The sequence below is a fragment of the Meridianimarinicoccus aquatilis genome (assembly GCF_004358675.1).
In the GTDB taxonomy this organism is placed as follows: Bacteria; Pseudomonadota; Alphaproteobacteria; order Rhodobacterales; family Rhodobacteraceae; genus Meridianimarinicoccus; species Meridianimarinicoccus aquatilis.
This window is the reverse complement of sequence record NZ_SMZO01000011.1, coordinates 37,460-57,654: the sequence shown is the minus strand read 5'-3', so window position 1 is coordinate 57,654 and position 20,195 is coordinate 37,460. Positions and strand designations below refer to the sequence as shown.

The window sequence follows — 20,195 nt, the reverse complement described above, 5'->3', positions numbered from 1 at the left end:
AGTCAAACAAAGGGACTCAGCCATGACACCGACACCTCGCACGTTTTCCCATATCGGCCTGTCCGTTCCTGACCTGGAAAAGGCAGTGGCGTTCTATTCCGAAGTTCTGGGGTTTTATGTCGTGATGCCGCCAAGCGAGGCGGTTGAAGATGACAGCGCCATTGGCATCATGTGCACCGATGTATTTGGCCCCGGCTGGGGCAGCTTGCGCATCGCACATCTTTCCACCGCCGACGGGATCGGGATCGAGATTTTCGAATTTCCGGGCAACTACGCCCCCGATGAAAAGCTCGAACACAAGCGGCACGGGACGTTCCATTTCGCAGTCCAAGACCCGGATGTCGAAGGCCTGACCGCCCGGATTGTTGCCGCCGGCGGCAAACAGCGGATGCCAATCCGCGAGTATTTCCCCGGCGAGAAGCCGTATCGCATGGTTTATGTCGAAGACCCTTTCGGGATCGTGTTCGAAGTATACAGCCACGGCTACGAACTGACGTATTCCGCCGGGGCCTATGCCTAGTCGGGTAGTTTCGGATCTTCGGTGAAGCACAGACCAACGGCCGACAAGTCTGGGTTTCACCCCTGAAGTGTTTGCTGCATCCGATATACAATTCGGGTGCAGCGAAAGTGAAAGGGATCGGCATGCACTCACTTGGGGAAGAGATAAAACTGTCATCCATGAGGCACTGGAGCCTGGAAGGCCGTAGTCGTTTGGTGAAGGTCCTCAGTGTGTCCGCCGCGAAATACGCGATGGAGTTTAACGGTGGTGCGCTATCTGGCTACATCACAGAAGAACGGTTTCTTTGGGGGCTGAACAGCCATCAGATTGAACGGTTTCTGGGCCTACGTACACACGAATTGCGCCCGCTGGCACAGATTCATGCGCTTTCCAGATTGCCCAAGCCCAATGAGGTAGAATTTAAGTTCTCTGCGGCATTCCCGGACGGCGATGTTTATACGAATAAAGATCACGACAACCTTCTGGCGGCGCGGCGGGCTTTTTTGGACGGCTCGGATCGGCACACCCGATCCATGACGCCCGTCGTAAACGCTTATCCGCCAGGTTCAGGCATGATCCCCCAATGGCGATTGACTGTTGAAATTCCCTCCGGAGGGTTAATCTCTACGGTGATGCCAACGCTCCCGTTTGCGCGCGAAAACGGGTCCATAAAGCTTTACACGCCCCACAACCGTGGCCCGATCCGCTAAACCTCTTTTTGAGGCTGGGTTTTGACACCGGCCGCAGCGTGCTCTACCCAAGCGAAAACATCGCAAGAGGCCGGACGTGACCAATCATCTGCACAAAGGCGACCTTCCCGACTCGCTGGACCTTGGACCAATTGTGGCCATCGACTGCGAAACGATGGGTCTGAACCCCCACCGTGACAGGCTGTGTGTTGTACAGCTTTCCGCCGGGGATGGTGATGCGCATCTCGTCCAAATCGCCAAAGGTCAAAGCTCGGCCCCGAACCTGTGTCGGTTGCTGCGCGATCCGTCGGTTTTGAAGCTCTTTCACTTCGGTCGGTTCGACATCGCGGCGATGTACAAGGCGTTTGGCGCCCTGGCCACGCCCGTCTATTGCACGAAAATCGCCAGCAAGCTCGTTCGAACCTATACCGACCGGCATGGATTGCGGAACCTTGTTCAGGAGTTGCTGTCGCAGGATATTTCAAAGCACCAGCAGTCAAGCGATTGGGGAGCAAAAGAGCTTACGCAGGCACAGATTGACTACGCGGCATCAGATGTTCTTCACCTTCACGCGCTTCGCGTCGAACTGAACCGCCGACTGGAACGTGAAGGACGCATGAAGATTGCACAATCATGCTACGACTTTCTTCCCACCCGCGCCCGCCTTGATCTTGAAGGTTGGCCCGATATGGACATTTTCAGCCATTGACCCCCATGACACATGATCACGAAAAATTCCTGGAAGTCGGCCGACGCGTAATATCCATTGAAGCCGCAGCGCTGTCGCGGCTTGGCGAAGCGCTTGACGATAGCTTTGCCGCAGCAGTTGCAATGATGCTCGACGCAACAGGCCGGGTGATCCTGTCCGGCATGGGAAAATCGGGGCATATCGCACGCAAGATTGCCGCAACGCTCGCCTCAACTGGGACACCTGCGCATTTCGTGCACCCGGCCGAAGCAAGCCACGGCGATCTTGGCATGCTTGCACATGGCGACGTCGTCATGATGCTGTCAAATTCCGGCGAGACGCCGGAACTGGCAGACATGATTGCCCATACGCGCCGCTTTGGAATTCCACTGATCGGTGTCGCATCAAAACCCGCAAGCACGCTGTTGCGGCAGTCAGATGTCGCGTTGGTTCTTCCCCCAGCGGAAGAAGCCTGTGGAACGGGTGTTGTGCCCACAACATCAACGACGATGACGCTTGCTCTTGGCGATGCTCTTGCCGTCGCCCTGATGGAACATCGCGATTTCAGCCCACAGGATTTTCGCAAATTCCATCCGGGTGGAAAGCTTGGTGCACAACTGTCGAAAGTCGCCGACCTCATGCACACCGGGTCGGAACTTCCACTTGCTGAAATGGCCGACCCGATGACCGAAGTTCTGGTCACCATGAGTCAAAAGGGGTTCGGGGTCGTCGGTGTTCAGGACGAAGCGGGACAATTGGCCGGGATCATCACTGACGGTGATTTGCGGCGAAAAATGACCGGACTGCTTGAACGCAGCGCGAGCGATGTGATGACAGCCGGGCCAAAGACGATCAACCCCGGTGCGCTGGCCCAAGAAGCGGTTGCCATCATGGAAGCGCGCAAGATCACCTGTCTTTTTGCCGTGGATGACACCGGTGAATTGGTCGGGATCATCAATATCCACGACTGCCTGCGTGCAGGTGTGGTCTGATCAGTGTCAGCCGGGCGCCGTTATACACAGGCCGTTGTGGCCACCAAGTACATGCTGCCCCTGATCGCTTTGGGACTGCTGTCAACGCTTGTGTTTCTCGCCCGCTCCCAGCCCGAAGGAGAACCGCTGCGCTTTGTCGATCAGACAATTGAGGATCTCGCCAAGACGCAACGCCTTGGCACGCCGCGCTATTCCGCAGTGACCGATGATGGCGGAGAGCTTTCGATCACCGCAGAAATTCTGGTCCCAGACACGGCGCGTGACCACGTGACACTGGGCGAGACGATGGCAGCAACATTGGCCATGCCCGACGGCGTGTTCTACGATATGACCGCCGATCACGGCGAGTTGGACGAACCGGCCATGCGCTCAACCCTGCGGGACAATGTTGTTGTAGTAAGCTCTGACGGCGCTGTTTTGCGCACCGATGCGTTGCGGTTACGCAATGACCGTAGTTATCTGGAAACTCTGGCGCCCGTTCAAATTGATGGGCCGAATTGGTGGATCACGTCCGACCGCATGGAAATTTTCACGGATCCAAAGGATGAGATGCAGACGCGAACGGTGTTCACCGGAGACGTTAGGTTGTTATATACACCATGAGACATGTTGAAGGGGCGGCCGTGATGCGCAGTGTGGTGACTGGTTTGGCGATGGCAGCAGCCTTACCTTTGTGTGCGCTTGCACAAGGGACGGAAACCGGCGGGTTTCGAAACTCCGACCCGGATGCACCGGTTGAAGTGACATCCGACCGCCTTGATCTTGCGCGCGCCGAGGGCACAGCCCTGTTTACGGGCAATGTGCTGGCCGTTCAGGGCGACATGCGCCTGACCGCGCAGTGGGTTCTGGTGACATACCTGCTGAACCCTGACGGAACATTAGGCGACGATATCGACACGATCACCGCGCGCGACGATGTCCTGCTGATCACCCCCGAAGAGGCCGCCGAAGGTAACGAAGCCATTTATACCCCCCTGACCAATTCAGTGGTGATGACAGGCGATGTTTTGCTGACCCAAGGCGGCAACACGGTGGCCGGGGATCGTTTGATTGTTGATCTGGAAACCGGGCTTGGCGAAGTGCAGGGCCGTGTGCGCACAGTGCTGCAACCCGGCACCGATGAAGATCAATGACTGAACTGAACGTCACTTCAGGGGATGCCGGACTGCGGGTCGTGGGCCTGCGGAAAAGCTATCGCAAGCGCCCGGTTATCCGCGATGTATCCCTAGATTTGCATCGGGGTGAAGTTGTTGCCCTTCTCGGGCCGAACGGGTCCGGCAAAACAACCTGCTTTTACTCGATCGCCGGGCTCGTGACACCAGAAGGCGGCCAGGTAATCCTTGATGGGGTCGATGTCACGATCTTGCCGATGTACCGCCGCGCACAGATGGGGATTGGCTACCTTCCTCAAGAGGTCAGCATCTTTCGCGGACTAAGCGTCGAAGACAACATCCTCGCCATTCTTGAAATTGCCACGCCAGACCGGACCACACGCAGTGAGCGTCTCGAAGAGCTTTTGTCCGAATTTTCCATCGAACACTTGCGCCGCGCACGCGCCTTGTCGCTGTCTGGTGGCGAGCGTCGGCGAGTCGAAATCGCCCGCTGCCTTGCCGCAAACCCGCGATACGTTCTGATGGACGAACCTTTTGCTGGCGTCGATCCAATTGCGGTTGGCGATATTCGGGCGCTTGTATCTGACCTGAAAACACGCGGAATTGGCGTGCTGATTACAGACCACAACGTGCGCGAAACACTAGAAATTGTTGACCGTGCGTACATCCTGCATGACGGCAAAGTGCTTATGAGCGGCACAACCAAAGATGTTGTGGAAAACGAAAATGTGCGCCGCGTATATCTCGGGCAAGGCTTCAAGATAGACTAGCGTCACGCGTGAGAAACATTGACATGGGGCAAGGTTGTAGAGCCAAATGAAAGGTATGCAGTCAGGATCGAGTGTCAGAATGCTCACCCCGGACCCGGGACAAGTTGGCGAAGAGAGCGGTATCTTCGGAAAGAGGGCCGGTCGTGCGCTTTCGCCTAAATGATTAATGGTTCCTTAGGAACCCGGCGTCACACACCGGGACTTGAGGCGCCGAAAGTTCAACGCGCACAGGAGGACTCATGCGTTACCAGATCACCGGAAAACATATCGACGTTGGCGAAGCGCTTCAGACATACGTACAGGACGAATTGACCGTCGTTGTGCAGAAATATGCCGAGCGCCCGACAGAAGCGATGGTGACATTCTCCAAGTCCGGAGCGGAGCATGTCTGCGAAGCAACGGTCCATCTGTCGACAGGACTTACCGTCAGCGCCAAAGGGCAGGCGTTCGAAATTTACCCATGTTTTGATTCATGCTGCGAAAAGATGGAAAAGCAGCTGCGCCGGTACAAGCGTCGATTGAAAGACCACCACAAGGATCGCGCACAACCGGTTGAAGCTTCCGGCGCTTCGTCATATGTGATCGCCACAAACGAAGCAGAAAGCGACGACGAACCCGATAGCCTGACTCCTATCATCATCGCTGAGATGCAAACGCGCATCCCATCAATTTCGGTCGGTGAGGCCGTGATGCAAATGGAACTGGCCCAAAGTCCCGTGCTGGTCTTCAAGAACGAAGGCAGTGATGGTGTGAACGTGGTGTATCGCCGTGACGACGGAAATATTGGGTGGATTGAGCCCGAGCGGACCACCTGACGGCCTTAACTGAAGGCAGAAAGTGCTTGATATGACACTGGGTTCTCTTCTGAAGCCGGAAGCCGTAAAGACTCTTGGTAGTGTAACAAGCAAAAAGCGCTTGATGCGCGATTTGTGCGATATTGCCTCGAGCTGTTATGGCCTCGACCCAGAGGAGGCCCTGTCTGCACTTCAGGACCGCGAGAGCATCGGCCCAACCGGTGTAGGTGGCGGCGTTGCGCTTCCGCACGCTCGGATACCGGGCCTTGAAACGGTGTCGGGCGTGTTTGTGAAGCTTGACCGACCCGTTGCGTTTGAAGCGGTAGATCGTCAGCCGGTAGACTTGGTGTTTGCTCTGTTCGCGCCAGAAGACAGCGGCGTGCAGCACCTGAAGGCGCTGGCCTTGGTGTCGCGGGCACTTCGCGGGAACAAAGTACAAGCAAAGCTGCGCGCCAATGATGACCCCATGATCCTGCACGCCATCCTCATTGGCAGCGAGGAATCACAGGCAGCCTGATCTGCTTTGGCAATGGTTGCCGTTGCATATACTTCATGAAAAAGGGGCCGCCGAATATATCGGAGGCCCCTTTTTTAGAACGAAACGCTAGATAAAATTAGCTAGCCGCCGTCGACATGCTTAGAATATCGCGCATGAAGTGCTCAAGCTCTTCTGACAGTTCTTCGCGGGCAAGGCCAAATGCAACGCTTGCCTGCAAATAGCCCGCCTTTGATCCGCAATCGAACCGCTGCCCTCGGAAGCGATAGCCGTGAACACCTTCGGGACCGCCAATTTCATGCGCGATGGCGTCCGTCAGTTGGATTTCACCGCCAGCGCCAGCTTTCAGGTTATTAAGATTATCAAGAACATTCGGGGACAGAATGTACCGTCCAATGACGGCAAGATCAGAGGGCGCATCTTCGGCCTTGGGCTTTTCGACCATACCCTTCGCCGTCACGATCGGCCCGTGTTCTTTTTCGACATCGAGAACGCCATAAGATGAAATCTTGTCATGAGGCACTTGCATTGCAGCAACCATGCAGCCTCCGGTTTCCTGATAGGCATCAACCATCTGTGCGAGACATGACCGTTCATCCGATGCAATCACGTCATCAGGAAGCAGAACCGCGAAGGGCTCGTCCCCGATCAAACGCCGGGCGCACCACACAGCATGGCCCAGCCCCAACGCTTCGCGCTGGCGAACGTACGCGATCGCGCCGCTGGGCATATCGGTTTTCTTCAACTCCTCCAAAAGAGCCGTCTTGTTTTTCGCACGAAGCGTTTCTTCCAGGTGCGGTGCCGCATCGAAGTAGTCTTCCAATGCAGATTTCCCGCGCGAGGTTACGAAAATAAACTCTTCGATGCCCGCGTCGCGCGCTTCGTCGATCGCGTACTGGATGAGCGGTCGATCAACCAGCGTCATTATTTCCTTCGGGATGGATTTCGTTGCGGGGAGAAATCGAGTCCCAAGCCCTGCAACCGGAAAAACTGCCTTAGAAACCTTACGTGTCATGGTGTGGCTCTTTTCGTAATATTGGTAACGCAAAAAAAGCATGGCCCCATGCCAGCCTTCTAGCAACCTTAAGCAGTGCTTTAGCGACTGAACGCCACGTACGCACTCATGTGACTATGCCAATCTGTTTGCCTTACATCTCGTCGCGCAGCATTGCCTCTATCTTTGCAACGTCCTCCGGGTTGTTAAGTTCCCAAAAACTTCGTCCTTTTGCTTGAACTTCCACGCATTTCACAGACAGCCCATTTTCCATGAAACGCAACTGTTCGAGGCCCTCGAGTTGCTCCAAGGGTCCAACAGCAAGCGAAGTGTATTTCATCAGCGCCGCAGGCCTGTAGGCGTAAACACCCACATGATGGAACACCGGGGTTGGCGCGGCCTCGTCGTAGTCCCGCCCGGTGTAGGGCACAACTTCCTTGGAAAAGTACATCGCCCGATGGTTCGCGTCGAACACCGCCGTTGTCCCGCCGACCCGCCCCTCCAAACGGTCCTGCCGAAACCCCGACAACGCGCGCCCATCGCACCGAAGAACAGGCGTGGCAACATCGGCGTCGGGATCTGCCCGCAACGCAGCGACAAGATCCTCGACAAACCACGCAGGGGTGAGCGGCGCATCACCCTGAAGGTTGACCACGATATCGGGCGTATCGCTAAGGTGCCGGAGCACGTCAGCACACCGCTCTGTTCCGTTGGCGCAGCTCTCCGCGGTCATGACCACGTCAGCACCAAAGCCCCGTGCTGCATCCGCGATACGGTCATCATCCGTTGCGACCACGACCCGATCAACACCCCGCACTGCCATTGCGGCTTCCCAAGAACGCTGGATCAGAGTTTTTGCGACCCCGTCAGCCCCGGTCAAAGGAACCAAAGGCTTACCGGGATACCGGGTCGACGCATAGCGCGCTGGGATGGCAATCAAGACGGACATGATCAGGCCGGTTTCAGGTCCACGCCGGGCGCATAGGCGATGAAAAACGGGTTTTCATAGCCGGACTTCCCATAAACCAACGGCGAATGATCGTCGTACCGGACCATCGCGCCACCGGCGCCCATCAATACGGCTTGTCCTGCTGCGGTATCCCATTCCATCGTGCGGCCAAGACGCGGATAGATATCTGCCTCACCCGTCGCAACAAGGCATAGCTTGAGCGATGAACCGGCGCTTGTCATATCCTTCACCGAATACTTGGCAATATACTCGTCCGTCGCGGCATCGCGGTGACTTTTGGATGCGACCACCATCAAAGCAGAGTTGTCAGGCGTGCCGACCTTCATTTCTTTAACCTCGCCGGGCGTTGCCTTGTCGAACGGGCCAGTTTCCTCGACCGTTTGACCATCAGCGCGGGTGTAGAAAAGACGGTCTTTCGCAGGCGCATAAACAACGCCGCGCACCGGCACACCGTTTTCCACATAGGCAATGTTGACCGTGAATTCGCCGCGACGCTTAACAAATTCTTTTGTGCCATCCAAAGGATCGACAATCAGGAAGTCTGTGGCCGTCTGCGTGTGCGATCCGGCCTGTTCTTCCGTGACCAGCAACGTGTCAGGAAATGCTGCCCGCAACCCAGCGGAAATATGCGCATCGGCAGCTTCGTCCGCCTCTGTTACAGGGCTGTCATCGCTCTTGGCACGCACATCGAAATCGTCGCGCGCATAAATCGCCATGATAATATCACCTGCTTCAAGCGCAAGGCGACGCATTTCAATTTCCAACTTGTTATGATCCATCACGCGGAACCCCATTTAAAACGTCACTATACTTATCTACTCGCCTTACAGGAGGGGCAAGCCTTCAATCCGACGCACGCCCACAAGGGCTTTTTAGGTCACAACGCGCATCGTGATGTTTATTCTGCCGCCGCTGTGTAAGAGTTTCGATGACTTGAATCGGATTCTGTCCACCCCGTGAAATGCCAACCTTGACGGCCCTTCGAGGACCGCAGCGTCCCCCGATTTAAGCCAAACAGATTGTGTTGGGGCCTTACGGGTCGTTCCACCCACACGAAACAAGCCATCGTCGCCCAAAGACAGCGAAACCACCGGCTGCGCCATGTCCGCCTCGTCACGGTCCTGATGCAGCCCCATGCGCGCACCTTCGCCATAGAAGTTTACAAGGCAGCTTTGCGGCGCACGGGCTTCAGGAACCAGAGCCGCCCAGATTTCAAGCAGTTGGTCCGGGATAGGAGGCCACGGGTGCCCGTTTGGGTGGTTCGGTTCGTACCGGTATCCCCGTTGATCCGAAACCCAGCCCATCGCCCCAGCGGCTGTCATCCGTACACTCAGTTGCCGGCCACGACGCGTCGTTTGCCGCAAAAGTGGCGCGGATTTAACCATCAGGCGCAGCGACTGAACAAGATTGGCCTGCGCTTGCGGACCCAAAAGTCCGGGCAGAACACGCACGCCGCCCAGATCAAGCGCGACGTGATCTGCCGCCGTTTCTTTTGCGCCCAAAGGAAACACATGCGGCCGGGTGTCCCTCACACGCATACTTCGCTCCATCACAACGGCCTGCTCAAGATCCGGTTCTTACAATCTAAACAGACAACGCTCATTTGGTTTATCGACACCCTACTTCACCGCACAGCCGATACCAGCCCTTCGACGACATCACTTGGCTGATTGAATCGCGACTCATGCGCAACGGAACACAATTTGCGCGCCTGCCGATCGGAAAATGCGAAAAAATCTGCAAAAACGATGGGCGGGGGCCGCTTGCAGGCCCTAGGTGCCGCCCTTATATACTCCGCAGTTCGCTGGGTAAGCCCGGCAAGATTATAGACAAGGGATAGGGGACAGCGCCGCAATGGGCTCTCCCCCATGATCGCCAGAAAGAAGGTACGACAATGGCCAAAGTTATCGGTATCGACCTCGGAACGACCAACTCCTGCATCGCCATCATGGATGGGTCGCAGGGTCGTGTCATCGAAAACGCCGAAGGCGCACGCACAACACCATCCATCGTCGCGTTCACGGAAAGCGAACGCCTCGTTGGTCAGCCTGCAAAACGGCAGGCAGTAACCAACCCAGACAACACCATTTTCGCTGTTAAGCGCTTGATCGGTCGTCGCTTCGACGATGCGGACATCGCCAAAGACAAGAAGAACCTGCCCTTCGACGTGGTCGATGGCGGCAATGGGGACGCTTGGGTCGAGGCGCGCGGTGAAAAGTACTCCCCCAGCCAGATCAGCGCCTTTATCTTGGGCAAGATGAAAGAGACCGCCGAAAGCTATCTTGGCGAAGACGTGACGCAAGCGGTCATCACCGTTCCGGCGTATTTCAACGACGCTCAGCGTCAGGCCACCAAGGATGCCGGCAAGATTGCCGGGCTTGAAGTGCTGCGCATCATCAACGAACCAACCGCTGCGGCACTGGCCTATGGCCTCGACAAGAAAGAGGCGCGCACAATCGCCGTGTATGACCTTGGCGGCGGCACATTCGACGTCACCATTCTGGAAATCGACGACGGCCTGTTCGAAGTTAAATCCACCAACGGGGACACATTCCTCGGCGGTGAAGACTTTGACATGCGCATCGTCAGCTACCTCGCCGGTGAGTTCAAGAAAGAGCACGGCGTTGATCTGACTCAAGACAAGATGGCGCTTCAGCGTCTCAAGGAAGCTGCGGAAAAGGCCAAGATCGAACTGTCTTCGGCCAGCCAAACCGAAATCAACCAGCCCTTCATTTCGATGGGTCCGAACGGCCAGCCACTGCACATGGTCATGAAGCTGACCCGCGCCAAGTTGGAAAGCCTTGTCGGTGACCTGATCAAGGCGTCGCTCAAGCCATGCCAAGCCGCGTTGAAAGATGCCGGCCTGACGGTCAACGACATCGACGAAGTTGTTCTGGTCGGCGGGATGACCCGCATGCCGCGCGTGCACGAAGAAGTCACCAAGTTCTTCGGCAAAGAGCCGCATAAGGGTGTGAACCCCGACGAGGTTGTTGCACTGGGCGCCGCCATTCAGGCCGGCGTTCTTCAGGGCGACGTCAAGGATGTGGTTCTGCTGGACGTGACACCGCTCAGCCTTGGTATCGAAACACTTGGCGGCGTGTTCACTCGTTTGATCGACCGCAACACCACGATCCCGACCAAGAAATCGCAGATCTTCTCGACCGCCGAGGACAACCAAAGCGCCGTGACGATCCGCGTTTTCCAAGGCGAGCGTGAAATGGCGACGGACAACAAGATGCTGGCCCAGTTCAACCTGGAACAGATCCCGCCCGCGCCGCGCGGCCTGCCGCAGATCGAAGTGACTTTTGACATCAACGCCGACGGTATCGTTGCCGTAAGCGCGAAAGACAAAGGCACTGGCAAAGAGCAGAACATCACGATCCAAGCATCGGGTGGTCTGTCGGACGACGAGATCGACCAAATGGTCAAGGATGCCGAAGCGAACGCCGAAGCAGACAAGGGCCGCAAGGAGCTGGTCGAAGCCAAGAACCAGGCAGAAAGCCTCATTCACTCGACCAAGAAGTCGATGGAAGAGCATGCCGACAAGGTTGACCCGACCACGGTCGAGGCGATCGAGTTTGCAATGGCCGCTCTGGAAGAGGCGCTTGAGAAAGAAGACACCGGCAAGATCAAGTCGGGCATCCAGAACGTCATGGAAGCCTCGATGAAGCTTGGTGAAGCGATCTACAAATCGCAAGCCGAAGCCGGTGAGGGGTCGGACAACGACGAAGACGGCCCCGCAGGTGCCGATGAAGACATCGTCGATGCGGACTTCGAAGATTTGGGCGACAACAAGCGCGCGTCCTAAGCGCGGCGACATGTACGAACCGGCCCTGACAAAGAAAGCGGGGCCGGTTCTGCGTTTCCAGGGGACACGTGCGAATGGCAAAACGAGATTATTACGAGATTCTGGGCGTGGGGCGCGGTGCGTCGCCGGACGAGGTAAAGAAAGCCTATCGTCAGAAAGCCAAGGAACATCATCCAGACCGCAACGCTGACAACCCGAATTCGGAAGCGTTGTTCAAGGAAGCCAACGAAGCCTACGAGGTCTTGAAGGACGCCGATAAAAAGGCCGCTTACGACCGTTTCGGCCATGCAGCGTTTGAAGGCGGCATGGGCGCAAGTGCGCGGCCCGGCGGCGGCGGTGCTGGACAGGCAGATTTCGCATCGGCCTTTTCAGATGTTTTTGATGATCTTTTCGGCGACTTTATGGGCGGTCAACGCGGCGGTGGCGGCGGTCGGCAACGGGCTGCCCGCGGGTCTGACCTGCGATATAACCTTCGGATTTCCCTCGAAGATGCGTATCGCGGGATGCAAAAGACCGTCAAAGTTCCATCAGCTGTGTCGTGTACGTCGTGCAACGGAACCGGCGCAGAGGGCGGATCAGAGCCTGTCACTTGCCCCACCTGTTCGGGCATGGGCAAGGTCCGTGCACAGCAAGGCTTTTTCACAGTCGAACGCACGTGTCCGACGTGCTCTGGTCTTGGCCAGATCATCAAGAACCCTTGCGAGGCATGTCGCGGCGCCGGGCGGGTTGAAAAAGAACGCACACTTTCGGTAAACATCCCGGCAGGCGTTGAAACCGGCACACGTATCCGTTTGGCGGGCGAAGGCGAAGCCGGTATGCGCGGCGGACCAACAGGTGATCTGTATATCTTCCTCGAAGTGACAGATCACGAACTGTTCCAGCGCGAGGGCACCAACCTGTTCTGCCGTGTTCCGGTGTCTATGACGACCGCTGCACTTGGCGGTGACATCGAAGTGCCAACGATTGACGGCGGACGCTCACGCGTGAAGGTCCCGGCAGGAAGCCAATCCGGTCGCCAGATGCGCCTGCGCAACAAAGGCATGCCAACGTTGCGCGGCGGCAATCACGGTGACATGTTCATCGAAATGGCCGTTGAAACCCCGGTGAACCTGACGTCAAAGCAGAAGCAGCTCTTGCGCGATTTTGAGGCTGAATCCGAAGATAATCATCCGGAAGGTGCCAGCTTCTTTACGAAAGTGAAGGGTTTTTGGGACGGCATGAAAAGCTGATGACGCTAGTTTAACTCTAAATTTAGAGACCTGAACCACAGTCCGGGTCATGAGTGACCAAAATTCCTTTCACGAACCACTCCTGCCTCTCTTTGAGGGGCAGGAGTTTATTGCGACGGACCCCAAGGGGAGGAAACTTCCCTCATACATCAAGGACCACCGCAAACGGCTAAGGGAACGGTTTATGACGGGCGGCGCAGCAGCAATGCCCGACTATGAACTGCTTGAGCTTGTGCTATTCCGCGCCCTGCCGCGCTGCGATGTGAAGCCGGTTGCGCGCAGGCTTCTGGAAACGTTTGGCGATTTCGCGCGCGTTTGCTCTGCCCCGCATGACCGTCTTCTCAAGGTACGCGGCGTTGGCGCGGCAGTCATTCTTGAGCTAAAGATCCTAGAAGCGGCAAGCCACAGGCTGGCCCGATCAAAGGTGATGCAAAAGCCAGTAATATCAGGCTGGGATGCCGTTCTGGACTACTGCCACACAACCATGGCCCATTTGGAACATGAACAATTCCGGGTTCTTTACCTCGATCGCAAAAATGTCCTTATCGCGGATGAAGAGCAGGCACGGGGGACCGTTGACCATGTGCCTGTCTACCCCCGTGAAGTCGTGAAACGCGCGTTGGAACTGAACGCTTCGGCGTTGATCCTTGTCCATAACCATCCGTCCGGGGACCCCACCCCATCTCAGGCGGACATCACCATGACGGACCGGATTCAAAGCGCGGCGAATGTTCTAGGGCTAACGCTGCATGATCACCTTATTATCGGCAAATCACAGGAGCTTAGCTTCCGGTCAATGGGGTATTTGGACGACCTTTAGCTGGCGACACCCGGGCGGTCAGCGCAGATGCGTCAGTAAATCGGTTGAGGCATACCCATCAGCCACCAAGCCCATCGCCTTTTGGTACCGACGAATGGCAGCAATGGTATCTGGGCCGACGCGCCCATCAATCCCGTTTGTCGAAAACCCTTTGGCGGTTAGCCGCTTCTGCATCTCTTCCTTTTCACGGCTGCTGAGCGCACGATCGCCTCGCGGCCAAGAGGCCGTGAAATCAGGTGCCCCACGCATCCGCGCGCCCAGATGCCCAACCGCCATCGCGTAACTTGTGGACGCATTATAGCGCTTGATCACGTCAAAATTGCCGAAAGTCAGAAAGGCTGGGCCTCGCGCGCCAGCGGGCAAAAGCAACTGGGCCTTTCCATGGTTTGCTACGTTGCCGCCATCGACTCCGCGGACACCGAGCCGGGACCACGCAGCCACAGTTTTTTCGCCATCCCCAGCGACGGCATAGTCGAACCCCTGCGGCACGCGCACCTCAACACCCCATGGCTGGCCCTTTTTCCATCCGAAGTCATCGAGATACGCCGCCGTAGACGCCAGAGCATCCACAGGATTGTCAGACCAGATGTCGCGCCGCCCATCCCCGGTGAAATCGACAGCATGATCAAGATAAGAGGTTGGCATGAACTGCGTATGGCCCATGGCCCCCGCCCAGCTTCCCTTCATCGCACGCGGGTTCACATCGCCAGCTTGCACAATCTTAAGCGCAGCAACCAACTGCTCCTCAAAAAAGGCACCGCGGCGGCCATCATAAGCAAGCGTCGCCAACGCCTCTATTGTGTCAGTGTTCCCCCGGAAGCCGCCATAAGCGCTCTCTAGCCCCCAGATCGCAACGACAATTTCCTTGTCTACGCCATAGCGCCGTTCGATTTTGTCCAGCGCTGTGGCGTAGCGCGACAGCATCGATCGGCCCGTGTTGATCCGATTCGACGATACGGCACTGTCCAGATATTCCCAAAGCTGTTTGCTGAATTCCGCCTGATTGCGGTCCAGCGCGATGATGTCCGGATCATACCGAATGCCGGTCAGCGATGCCTTGACCACCTCAAAGGGTACGCCCTGCCGTTGGGCCCGCTTGGCGAAGTCCTGTACCCAAGCGTTAAAGCCAGCCGCGCCAAGCGACGCCTGCTGAATCTGCTCCGGCGCGCCGGGTCGCAGCAACGGTCGCGGCGATGTCGTCGCGGCCTGTGCGACAGCGATCCCCGAAGTCGGACGCGGTGTTGGGGTTTGGGCCAGCGCAGGGCTAGCCTGCGCGGCAATGGCAATAGTCAGGGCGGTCATGACGGGACGCATCGGGGCAAACTCCTGCTCGGGCTGGCCGGGGCCTTTGTGGCCCTCGTTTGCCCAAGAATAGCGCAAGCGCAACCATCAGGATAGGGGTCAGCGCCGGGTACGCGCGACCTTTCGCTTGGTCTTTGCCGCCTTTGCCTTGGCCTTACCGGCCTTGCGGCGCGGCGGCTTGCCCTTGCGTCCAGCGCGAGCGCCGCGTGACGGGCCGCGCGGCATGACGGCACCGTCCACCTCCAGAAGCTCCAAAATTACGCCGCCCGTCACCGGCGCGGCCTCGGCCAGCTTTACCGTTACGACCTGCCCCAGACCAAGCGTCAAGCCGGTATCGGACCCCATCAGTGTTTGGGCCTGTGCGTCATGGTGGAAAAACTCGGACCCAAGACTGCGGATTGGCACAAGCCCATCGGCGCCGTTCTCGTCAAGTTTCACGAACAAGCCAAAGCGGGTGACGCCCGAAATCCGACCTGCCATTTCATCGCCGATCCGTTCCGACAAATAGGCTGCAAGGTACCGGTCATTGGTGTCCCGCTCTGCCAGCATCGAGCGCCGCTCAGTGTCGGAAATGTGCTTGGCGGTCGCTTCGATCTGATCGGCCTCTTCTGCGCTCAGCCCATCACGGCCATCCCCCCAACGATGCGCCGAAACCAGCGCCCGATGCACGATCAGGTCGGCATAGCGCCGGATCGGAGAGGTGAAGTGCGCGTATTGACGAAGAGCGAGGCCAAAATGGCTGAAGTTTTCAGGGCTGTAATAGGCCTGTGTCATCGACCGCAACGTGGACAAGTTGATCAGTTCTGCCTCTGCGGTGTCGGCCGCTTGCTCCAAAAGGCGGTTCAGATGCCGCGTCTGAAGCACTTGCCCTTTGGCAAGCGTCAGCCCCGCAGCCTGCGCCGTCTCGCGCAGCGCGTCCAGCTTTTCGACGCTGGGCTCTTCATGCACCCGGTATAGAAACGGCCGTTTCTTGGCTCCAAGGGTCTCTGCCGCGCAGACATTGGCCAGGACCATGCACTCCTCGATCAAGCGGTGCGCGTCGAAGCGGGGTCTGAACGCAACCGAAGACACCTTGCCATCCTCGCTCAATTCGATCCGCCGCTCGGGCAGGTCCAGTTCCAACGGTTGCCGCCTGCCACGCGCCGTCTTGAGCGCCGCATAGGCCGCATAGAGTGGGCGGATCACCGGGTCTAGCAGCGGTCCGGCCCGGTCCGATGGCGTGCCATCAATAGCGCTTTGGGCTTCTTCATAGGTCAGCGAGGCGGCGGACCGCATCATCCCACGCACAAAACGATGCGCGATCTTTTCACCTTCTGCCGTGATGCGCATACGAACTGCGATGCAGGGACGCGGCACGCCTTCGTGCAAAGAACACAGATCGCCCGACAGGCGGTCGGGCAGCATGGGAACCACGCGGTCAGGAAAGTAGGTTGAGTTGCCGCGCTTGCGCGCCTCTCTGTCCAGATCAGACCCAGGCGTCACGTAATGGGCCACATCGGCAATCGCGACCCAAATCACATGCCCGCCGGGATTGTCCGGGTCTTCATCAGGATGCGCCAAAACGGCATCGTCGTGATCGCGAGCATCCGCCGGGTCGATGGTCACGAGTAGCAGATCCCGCAGATCTTCACGCCCGCCCAAACCGGCAGGCTTAGCGCGATCAGCCTCTTCCAGGACGGCGTCGGGAAACGCATCGGGAATGCCATGCTCGTGAATCGCGATCAGAGATACGGCGCGCGGCGCAGATGGGTCACCCAGCCTCGCAACGATACGAGCCTGCGGCAATCCCATTCGCGCGCGGGGGCCTGACTGCTCTGCCTCTACCAATTCCCCATCCTTGGCGCCCTGCGTCGCGCCGGCTTGCACGATCCATTCGCGGTCAGCCTTCTTGTCGATCGGTACGATCCGGCCACCCTCGGCCCCGGCGCGGAATATTCCCAACAGTCGGCGCGGGTTGGTGCCGATCCGGCGGATCAGACGCGCTTCATACGTGTAATCATCCAGCCCCACGTGCGTCAGCCGCGCCAGGATACGGTCACCGGCCCCCAATGCAGGCTCTGCCGGGCGTGGAATATACAGCACACGGGGCATGGCGTCGCTGTCGCCCTCCCATTCGAGCGGCTTGGCAAACATGTCCCCGTCAGAATTCACCGCAAGCATTTCCAGAACCGACACCGGCGGCAAACGATCCGGGTCTCTATACGTCTTTCGGCGTTTCTCCAAAACTCCATCCGCCTCAAGGCCTCGTAGAACGGCCTTCAGGGGAATGCGGTCCGCACCCTTGATGCCGAAGGCTCGGGCAATGTCGCGCTTTGAAGTTTGGGTCGGGTTGTCCGAAATCCATGCAAGGATTTCGTCCTTTGTGGGGATGCGTGCCATACCCCTGACCTAGCACGGCCAAGCAGAAGCGTCATGCGCGAAAAGACCAGTCTCAAGCGCAAGATAACCACCCGCACAACCGCCGCGACGCCCCGCGGCGCGGCCGGGCCCAACGGGATGAGATATCGACAGATATCGAAGACGGGCGGGAGCGCCCCCGCTCCTATGTCGGCTGTGCGAAATACGCCGCAAGCGTCCGATGATAGACCGCCTTAAGCGCGTGAATTTGCGAAACCTCGACCCGCTCATCCACTTGGTGCATTGATTGGCCCACAAGCCCAAACTCGACGACAGGGCAATGCGCCCGCACATACCGCGCATCAGATGTTCCGCCCGATGTCGACAACACCGGGACCACACCGGTTTCCGCCTCGACCGCCTCGGCCACAAGATCGCTAAGTGCGCCGGGTGGTGTGACAAAGCTCTCGCCCGACACCTTCGCCGACATCTGAATGTCGATCCCGGTTTCAGCTGCGACAGCCCCAGCTTGCGCGTTCAACCATGCAATCAGTGACTGCGAACTGTGCGTATCGTTGAACCGGATATTCACCGTAGCCTTCGCTTGTGCCGGGATCACGTTGTTCGCCGGATTGCCCACATCAAAGGTCGTCACGGCAAGCGTCGAGGGGTCGAAATGATCCGTCCCCACATCAAGCTCTGCAGAAGCGAGACGGTCCACCAACCGCGCCAGTGCGGGAACAGGGTTCTTTGCACGATGTGGATAAGCCGCATGCCCCTGAACGCCGGTCGCAGTGAAATATGCCGTCATCGACCCACGGCGGCCAATTTTGATCATCTCCCCAAATGTGTTGGGGCACGTCGGCTCTCCAACAAGGCAAATCGACATCCGCTCGCTCTGCGCATCCATCCAATCAAGGATTGCTGCTGTTCCGTCGACGCCGTCGCCTTCTTCGTCCCCGGTGATCGCAATGACCACCGCCCCTTCAGGCGGTGTGTCCTTAACGAAATCAATTGCTGCGGCAACAAACGCGGCAACCCCGGATTTCATATCACACGCCCCGCGCCCCATCAGCCAGCCATCCCGGATCTCGGCGCCGAATGGGTCACAGGACCAAGCCGCGACATCGCCCAATGGCACCACGTCCGTGTGCCCGTTGAACCCGAAACTGAGCGAGTGACCCTTCGCCCCCCACCGCGCATACAAGTTCGCGATGCCATTGCGGTCGGTCCGGGTGCAGTGAAACCCGGCGGCTTCCAGCAGGCCCTGCAGCAACACAAGCGCGCCGCCCTCCTCCGGTGTGACCGAGGCGCAGCGCACAAGCTGCGCGGTCAGGTCCACAGGATCAACGGGTGTGTTTTTAGCAGTCTGATCAATGGTCATTGCGTTTGCCTTGTCTTCGGGGCAGCGGGCCAGCGCGTTACGCTTCGGTGAAGAATGGTGTCATTTGCGCGACCACAACTGCATTTTCCTCCAGGGCGCGCGCCATCATCGCCCGCTCTTCGTCGTCGATGTCATGGCCCTGTGCGATCCGCTCGTCCAACGTGCCGTAACCGGTGACGTCCAGCGGCGCGAGGTCGGCTTGCTTCAGCACTGCCACCGTTTCACGCACCGCCTCTGCTTCATCCACGCCCGAGGCATAGACCATCAGCGCGGCACCGGTGGCGCCATCGGGCAACCCATCGCCCTGCTTGCGCCCAACTTGGACAAGCAAAGTGTACACCACTTGGCGGGACGGCTTTGCCATGGGTCAAGCTCCTGTGTTGTAAAATGCGGGGGCAAGCGGTGCCCCCGGCTATGCGGTCTGTCGCGGCTTTGGTCAGTCGCGAAGAAGATCGTTGATCGACGTCTTGGAGCGTGTCTTTGCATCCACGCGCTTCACAATGACCGCGCAATACAGATTTACGCCGTTCTTGCTGGGCATGGAGCCAGCAACAACCACTGACCCGCTGGGCACTTCGCCATACATGACTTCGCCGGTTTCGCGATCCACGATCTTGGTGGACTGACCGATGAATACGCCCATGCCCAGAACGGACCCTTCCCGCACGATGCAGCCTTCGACCACTTCGGACCGCGCGCCGATAAAGCAATTGTCTTCGATGATCGTCGGACCAGCCTGCATCGGTTCCAACACACCGCCGATGCCAACGCCTCCGGACAAGTGCACATTCTTGCCGATTTGAGCACAGGACCCGACGGTTGCCCATGTATCCACCATGGTGCCGCTGTCGACATAAGCACCCAGGTTCACAAAGGATGGCATCAGCACAACGCCCGGCGCAATATAGGCCGATTTGCGCACGATGCAGTTGGGAACAGCACGGAAGGCAGCGTCTTTCCAGTCGCTTGCACCCCAGCCTGCGAACTTGCTGTCTACCTTGTCCCACCAGCCGCCACCCTGCGGACCACCGGATTGCGGCTCCATGTCTTTGATACGGAACCCCAGAAGAACGGCTTTCTTGGCCCACTGGTTTACGGTCCAGTTGCCATCTGCGCCCGGCTCGGCAACGCGCAGGCTGCCACTGTCGAGCGCGTGCAACGTGGCTTCGATCGCATCGCGGGTTTCGCCCTTGGTTTCGGGCGTGATGGCATCGCGCGCCTCCCAGGCGGATTCGATGGCGGATTCGAGAGCAGCGTTGGACATGGCGGTTTCCTCTGGTTTGCGGCTGCCGGACGCTATAGTCCCAAGGG

The 20,195-nt window shown here is 58.1% G+C and carries 21 protein-coding genes; 12 read left to right on the top strand and 9 right to left on the bottom strand.

Annotated features, from left to right (window positions below; genetic code table 11):
* The first annotated feature begins 22 nt into the window (after positions 1–22).
* The 9 genes from E2L05_RS06765 (at position 23) to E2L05_RS06725 (ending at position 6,061) form a co-directional block, all read left to right on the top strand.
* A complete protein-coding gene (locus E2L05_RS06765) occupies positions 23–520 on the top strand; it encodes a lactoylglutathione lyase family protein (RefSeq protein ID WP_133342143.1) in 498 nt (165 codons plus the stop codon).
* A gap of 107 nt (positions 521–627) precedes the next feature.
* Positions 628–1,209 carry a hypothetical protein gene (locus tag E2L05_RS06760; protein ID WP_133342142.1) on the top strand — a complete coding sequence of 194 codons (582 nt, stop codon included), beginning with the start codon at positions 628–630 and terminating at the stop codon, positions 1,207–1,209.
* A 76-nt stretch (positions 1,210–1,285) separates the two neighbouring features.
* Entirely contained in the window at positions 1,286–1,897 is a 612-nt protein-coding gene (locus E2L05_RS06755; RefSeq protein ID WP_133342141.1) for a ribonuclease D, read from the top strand.
* Positions 1,898–1,902: 5 nt separating this feature from the next.
* Positions 1,903–2,868 (top strand): KpsF/GutQ family sugar-phosphate isomerase, encoded by a 966-nt coding sequence (locus tag E2L05_RS06750; RefSeq protein WP_133342140.1) that lies wholly within the window; start codon positions 1,903–1,905, stop codon positions 2,866–2,868.
* A 3-nt stretch (positions 2,869–2,871) separates the two neighbouring features.
* Positions 2,872–3,471 (top strand): LPS export ABC transporter periplasmic protein LptC, encoded by a 600-nt coding sequence (gene lptC / locus E2L05_RS06745; protein ID WP_133342139.1) that lies wholly within the window; start codon positions 2,872–2,874, stop codon positions 3,469–3,471.
* The gene (locus E2L05_RS06740; RefSeq protein ID WP_243721896.1) at positions 3,468–4,001 is read left to right on the top strand and encodes an LptA/OstA family protein; all 534 of its coding nucleotides are present in this window, start codon (positions 3,468–3,470) and stop codon (positions 3,999–4,001) included. Before lptC ends, E2L05_RS06740 begins: the two co-directional genes overlap by 4 nt.
* Positions 3,998–4,750 (top strand): LPS export ABC transporter ATP-binding protein, encoded by a 753-nt coding sequence (gene lptB / locus E2L05_RS06735; protein WP_133342138.1) that lies wholly within the window; start codon positions 3,998–4,000, stop codon positions 4,748–4,750. The genes E2L05_RS06740 and lptB overlap by 4 nt, the downstream gene beginning before the upstream one ends.
* A 239-nt stretch (positions 4,751–4,989) precedes the next feature.
* Positions 4,990–5,565, top strand: a complete 576-nt coding sequence (hpf, locus tag E2L05_RS06730; protein ID WP_133342137.1) for a ribosome hibernation-promoting factor, HPF/YfiA family — start codon at positions 4,990–4,992, stop codon at positions 5,563–5,565.
* Between the two features lie 31 nt (positions 5,566–5,596).
* Entirely contained in the window at positions 5,597–6,061 is a 465-nt protein-coding gene (locus E2L05_RS06725) for a PTS sugar transporter subunit IIA (protein WP_133342136.1), read from the top strand.
* A gap of 97 nt (positions 6,062–6,158) precedes the next feature.
* On the opposite strand, the gene galU is transcribed toward E2L05_RS06725, so the two are convergent.
* The 4 genes from galU to E2L05_RS06705 all read right to left on the bottom strand — a co-directional run bounded on the left by galU (position 6,159) and on the right by E2L05_RS06705 (position 9,542).
* On the bottom strand, positions 6,159–7,055 hold the full coding sequence (galU, locus tag E2L05_RS06720) for a UTP--glucose-1-phosphate uridylyltransferase GalU (protein ID WP_133342135.1): 897 nt from the start codon (positions 7,053–7,055) through the stop codon (positions 6,159–6,161).
* A gap of 133 nt (positions 7,056–7,188) precedes the next feature.
* A complete protein-coding gene (locus tag E2L05_RS06715; RefSeq protein ID WP_133342134.1) occupies positions 7,189–7,983 on the bottom strand; it encodes a 3-deoxy-manno-octulosonate cytidylyltransferase in 795 nt (264 codons plus the stop codon).
* A 2-nt stretch (positions 7,984–7,985) separates the two neighbouring features.
* Complete coding sequence (gene cysQ, locus E2L05_RS06710; RefSeq protein WP_133342133.1) at positions 7,986–8,783, bottom strand: 3'(2'),5'-bisphosphate nucleotidase CysQ; 798 nt, start codon at positions 8,781–8,783, stop codon at positions 7,986–7,988.
* A 93-nt stretch (positions 8,784–8,876) separates the two neighbouring features.
* On the bottom strand, positions 8,877–9,542 hold the full coding sequence (locus E2L05_RS06705; RefSeq protein WP_133342132.1) for an alpha-ketoglutarate-dependent dioxygenase AlkB: 666 nt from the start codon (positions 9,540–9,542) through the stop codon (positions 8,877–8,879).
* Between the two features lie 356 nt (positions 9,543–9,898).
* Here E2L05_RS06705 and dnaK point away from each other — a divergent pair, with 356 nt between their 5' ends.
* The 3 genes from dnaK (at position 9,899) to radC (ending at position 13,861) form a co-directional block, all read left to right on the top strand.
* A complete protein-coding gene (gene dnaK / locus E2L05_RS06700; protein ID WP_133342131.1) occupies positions 9,899–11,812 on the top strand; it encodes a molecular chaperone DnaK in 1,914 nt (637 codons plus the stop codon).
* Positions 11,813–11,886: 74 nt separating this feature from the next.
* Positions 11,887–13,041 (top strand): molecular chaperone DnaJ, encoded by a 1,155-nt coding sequence (gene dnaJ, locus E2L05_RS06695; RefSeq protein WP_133342130.1) that lies wholly within the window; start codon positions 11,887–11,889, stop codon positions 13,039–13,041.
* A gap of 49 nt (positions 13,042–13,090) precedes the next feature.
* Positions 13,091–13,861 (top strand): RadC family protein, encoded by a 771-nt coding sequence (radC, locus tag E2L05_RS06690; protein WP_133342129.1) that lies wholly within the window; start codon positions 13,091–13,093, stop codon positions 13,859–13,861.
* An 18-nt stretch (positions 13,862–13,879) separates the two neighbouring features.
* Here radC and E2L05_RS06685 read toward each other — a convergent pair whose 3' ends face one another.
* From E2L05_RS06685 to dapD, 5 genes are all read right to left on the bottom strand, one after another.
* The gene (locus E2L05_RS06685) at positions 13,880–15,163 is read right to left on the bottom strand and encodes a lytic murein transglycosylase (RefSeq protein WP_243721895.1); all 1,284 of its coding nucleotides are present in this window, start codon (positions 15,161–15,163) and stop codon (positions 13,880–13,882) included.
* Positions 15,164–15,262: 99 nt separating this feature from the next.
* Positions 15,263–17,542 (bottom strand): ribonuclease R, encoded by a 2,280-nt coding sequence (gene rnr, locus E2L05_RS06680; protein WP_133342127.1) that lies wholly within the window; start codon positions 17,540–17,542, stop codon positions 15,263–15,265.
* A gap of 163 nt (positions 17,543–17,705) precedes the next feature.
* Positions 17,706–18,884, bottom strand: coding sequence for a succinyl-diaminopimelate desuccinylase (dapE, locus tag E2L05_RS06675; protein ID WP_133342126.1), 1,179 nt, complete (start codon positions 18,882–18,884; stop codon positions 17,706–17,708).
* A 37-nt stretch (positions 18,885–18,921) separates the two neighbouring features.
* Positions 18,922–19,248 carry a hypothetical protein gene (locus tag E2L05_RS06670; protein WP_133342125.1) on the bottom strand — a complete coding sequence of 109 codons (327 nt, stop codon included), beginning with the start codon at positions 19,246–19,248 and terminating at the stop codon, positions 18,922–18,924.
* 72 nt (positions 19,249–19,320) lie between these two features.
* A complete protein-coding gene (gene dapD, locus E2L05_RS06665) occupies positions 19,321–20,148 on the bottom strand; it encodes a 2,3,4,5-tetrahydropyridine-2,6-dicarboxylate N-succinyltransferase (protein WP_133342124.1) in 828 nt (275 codons plus the stop codon).
* Positions 20,149–20,195 lie beyond the last annotated feature (47 nt).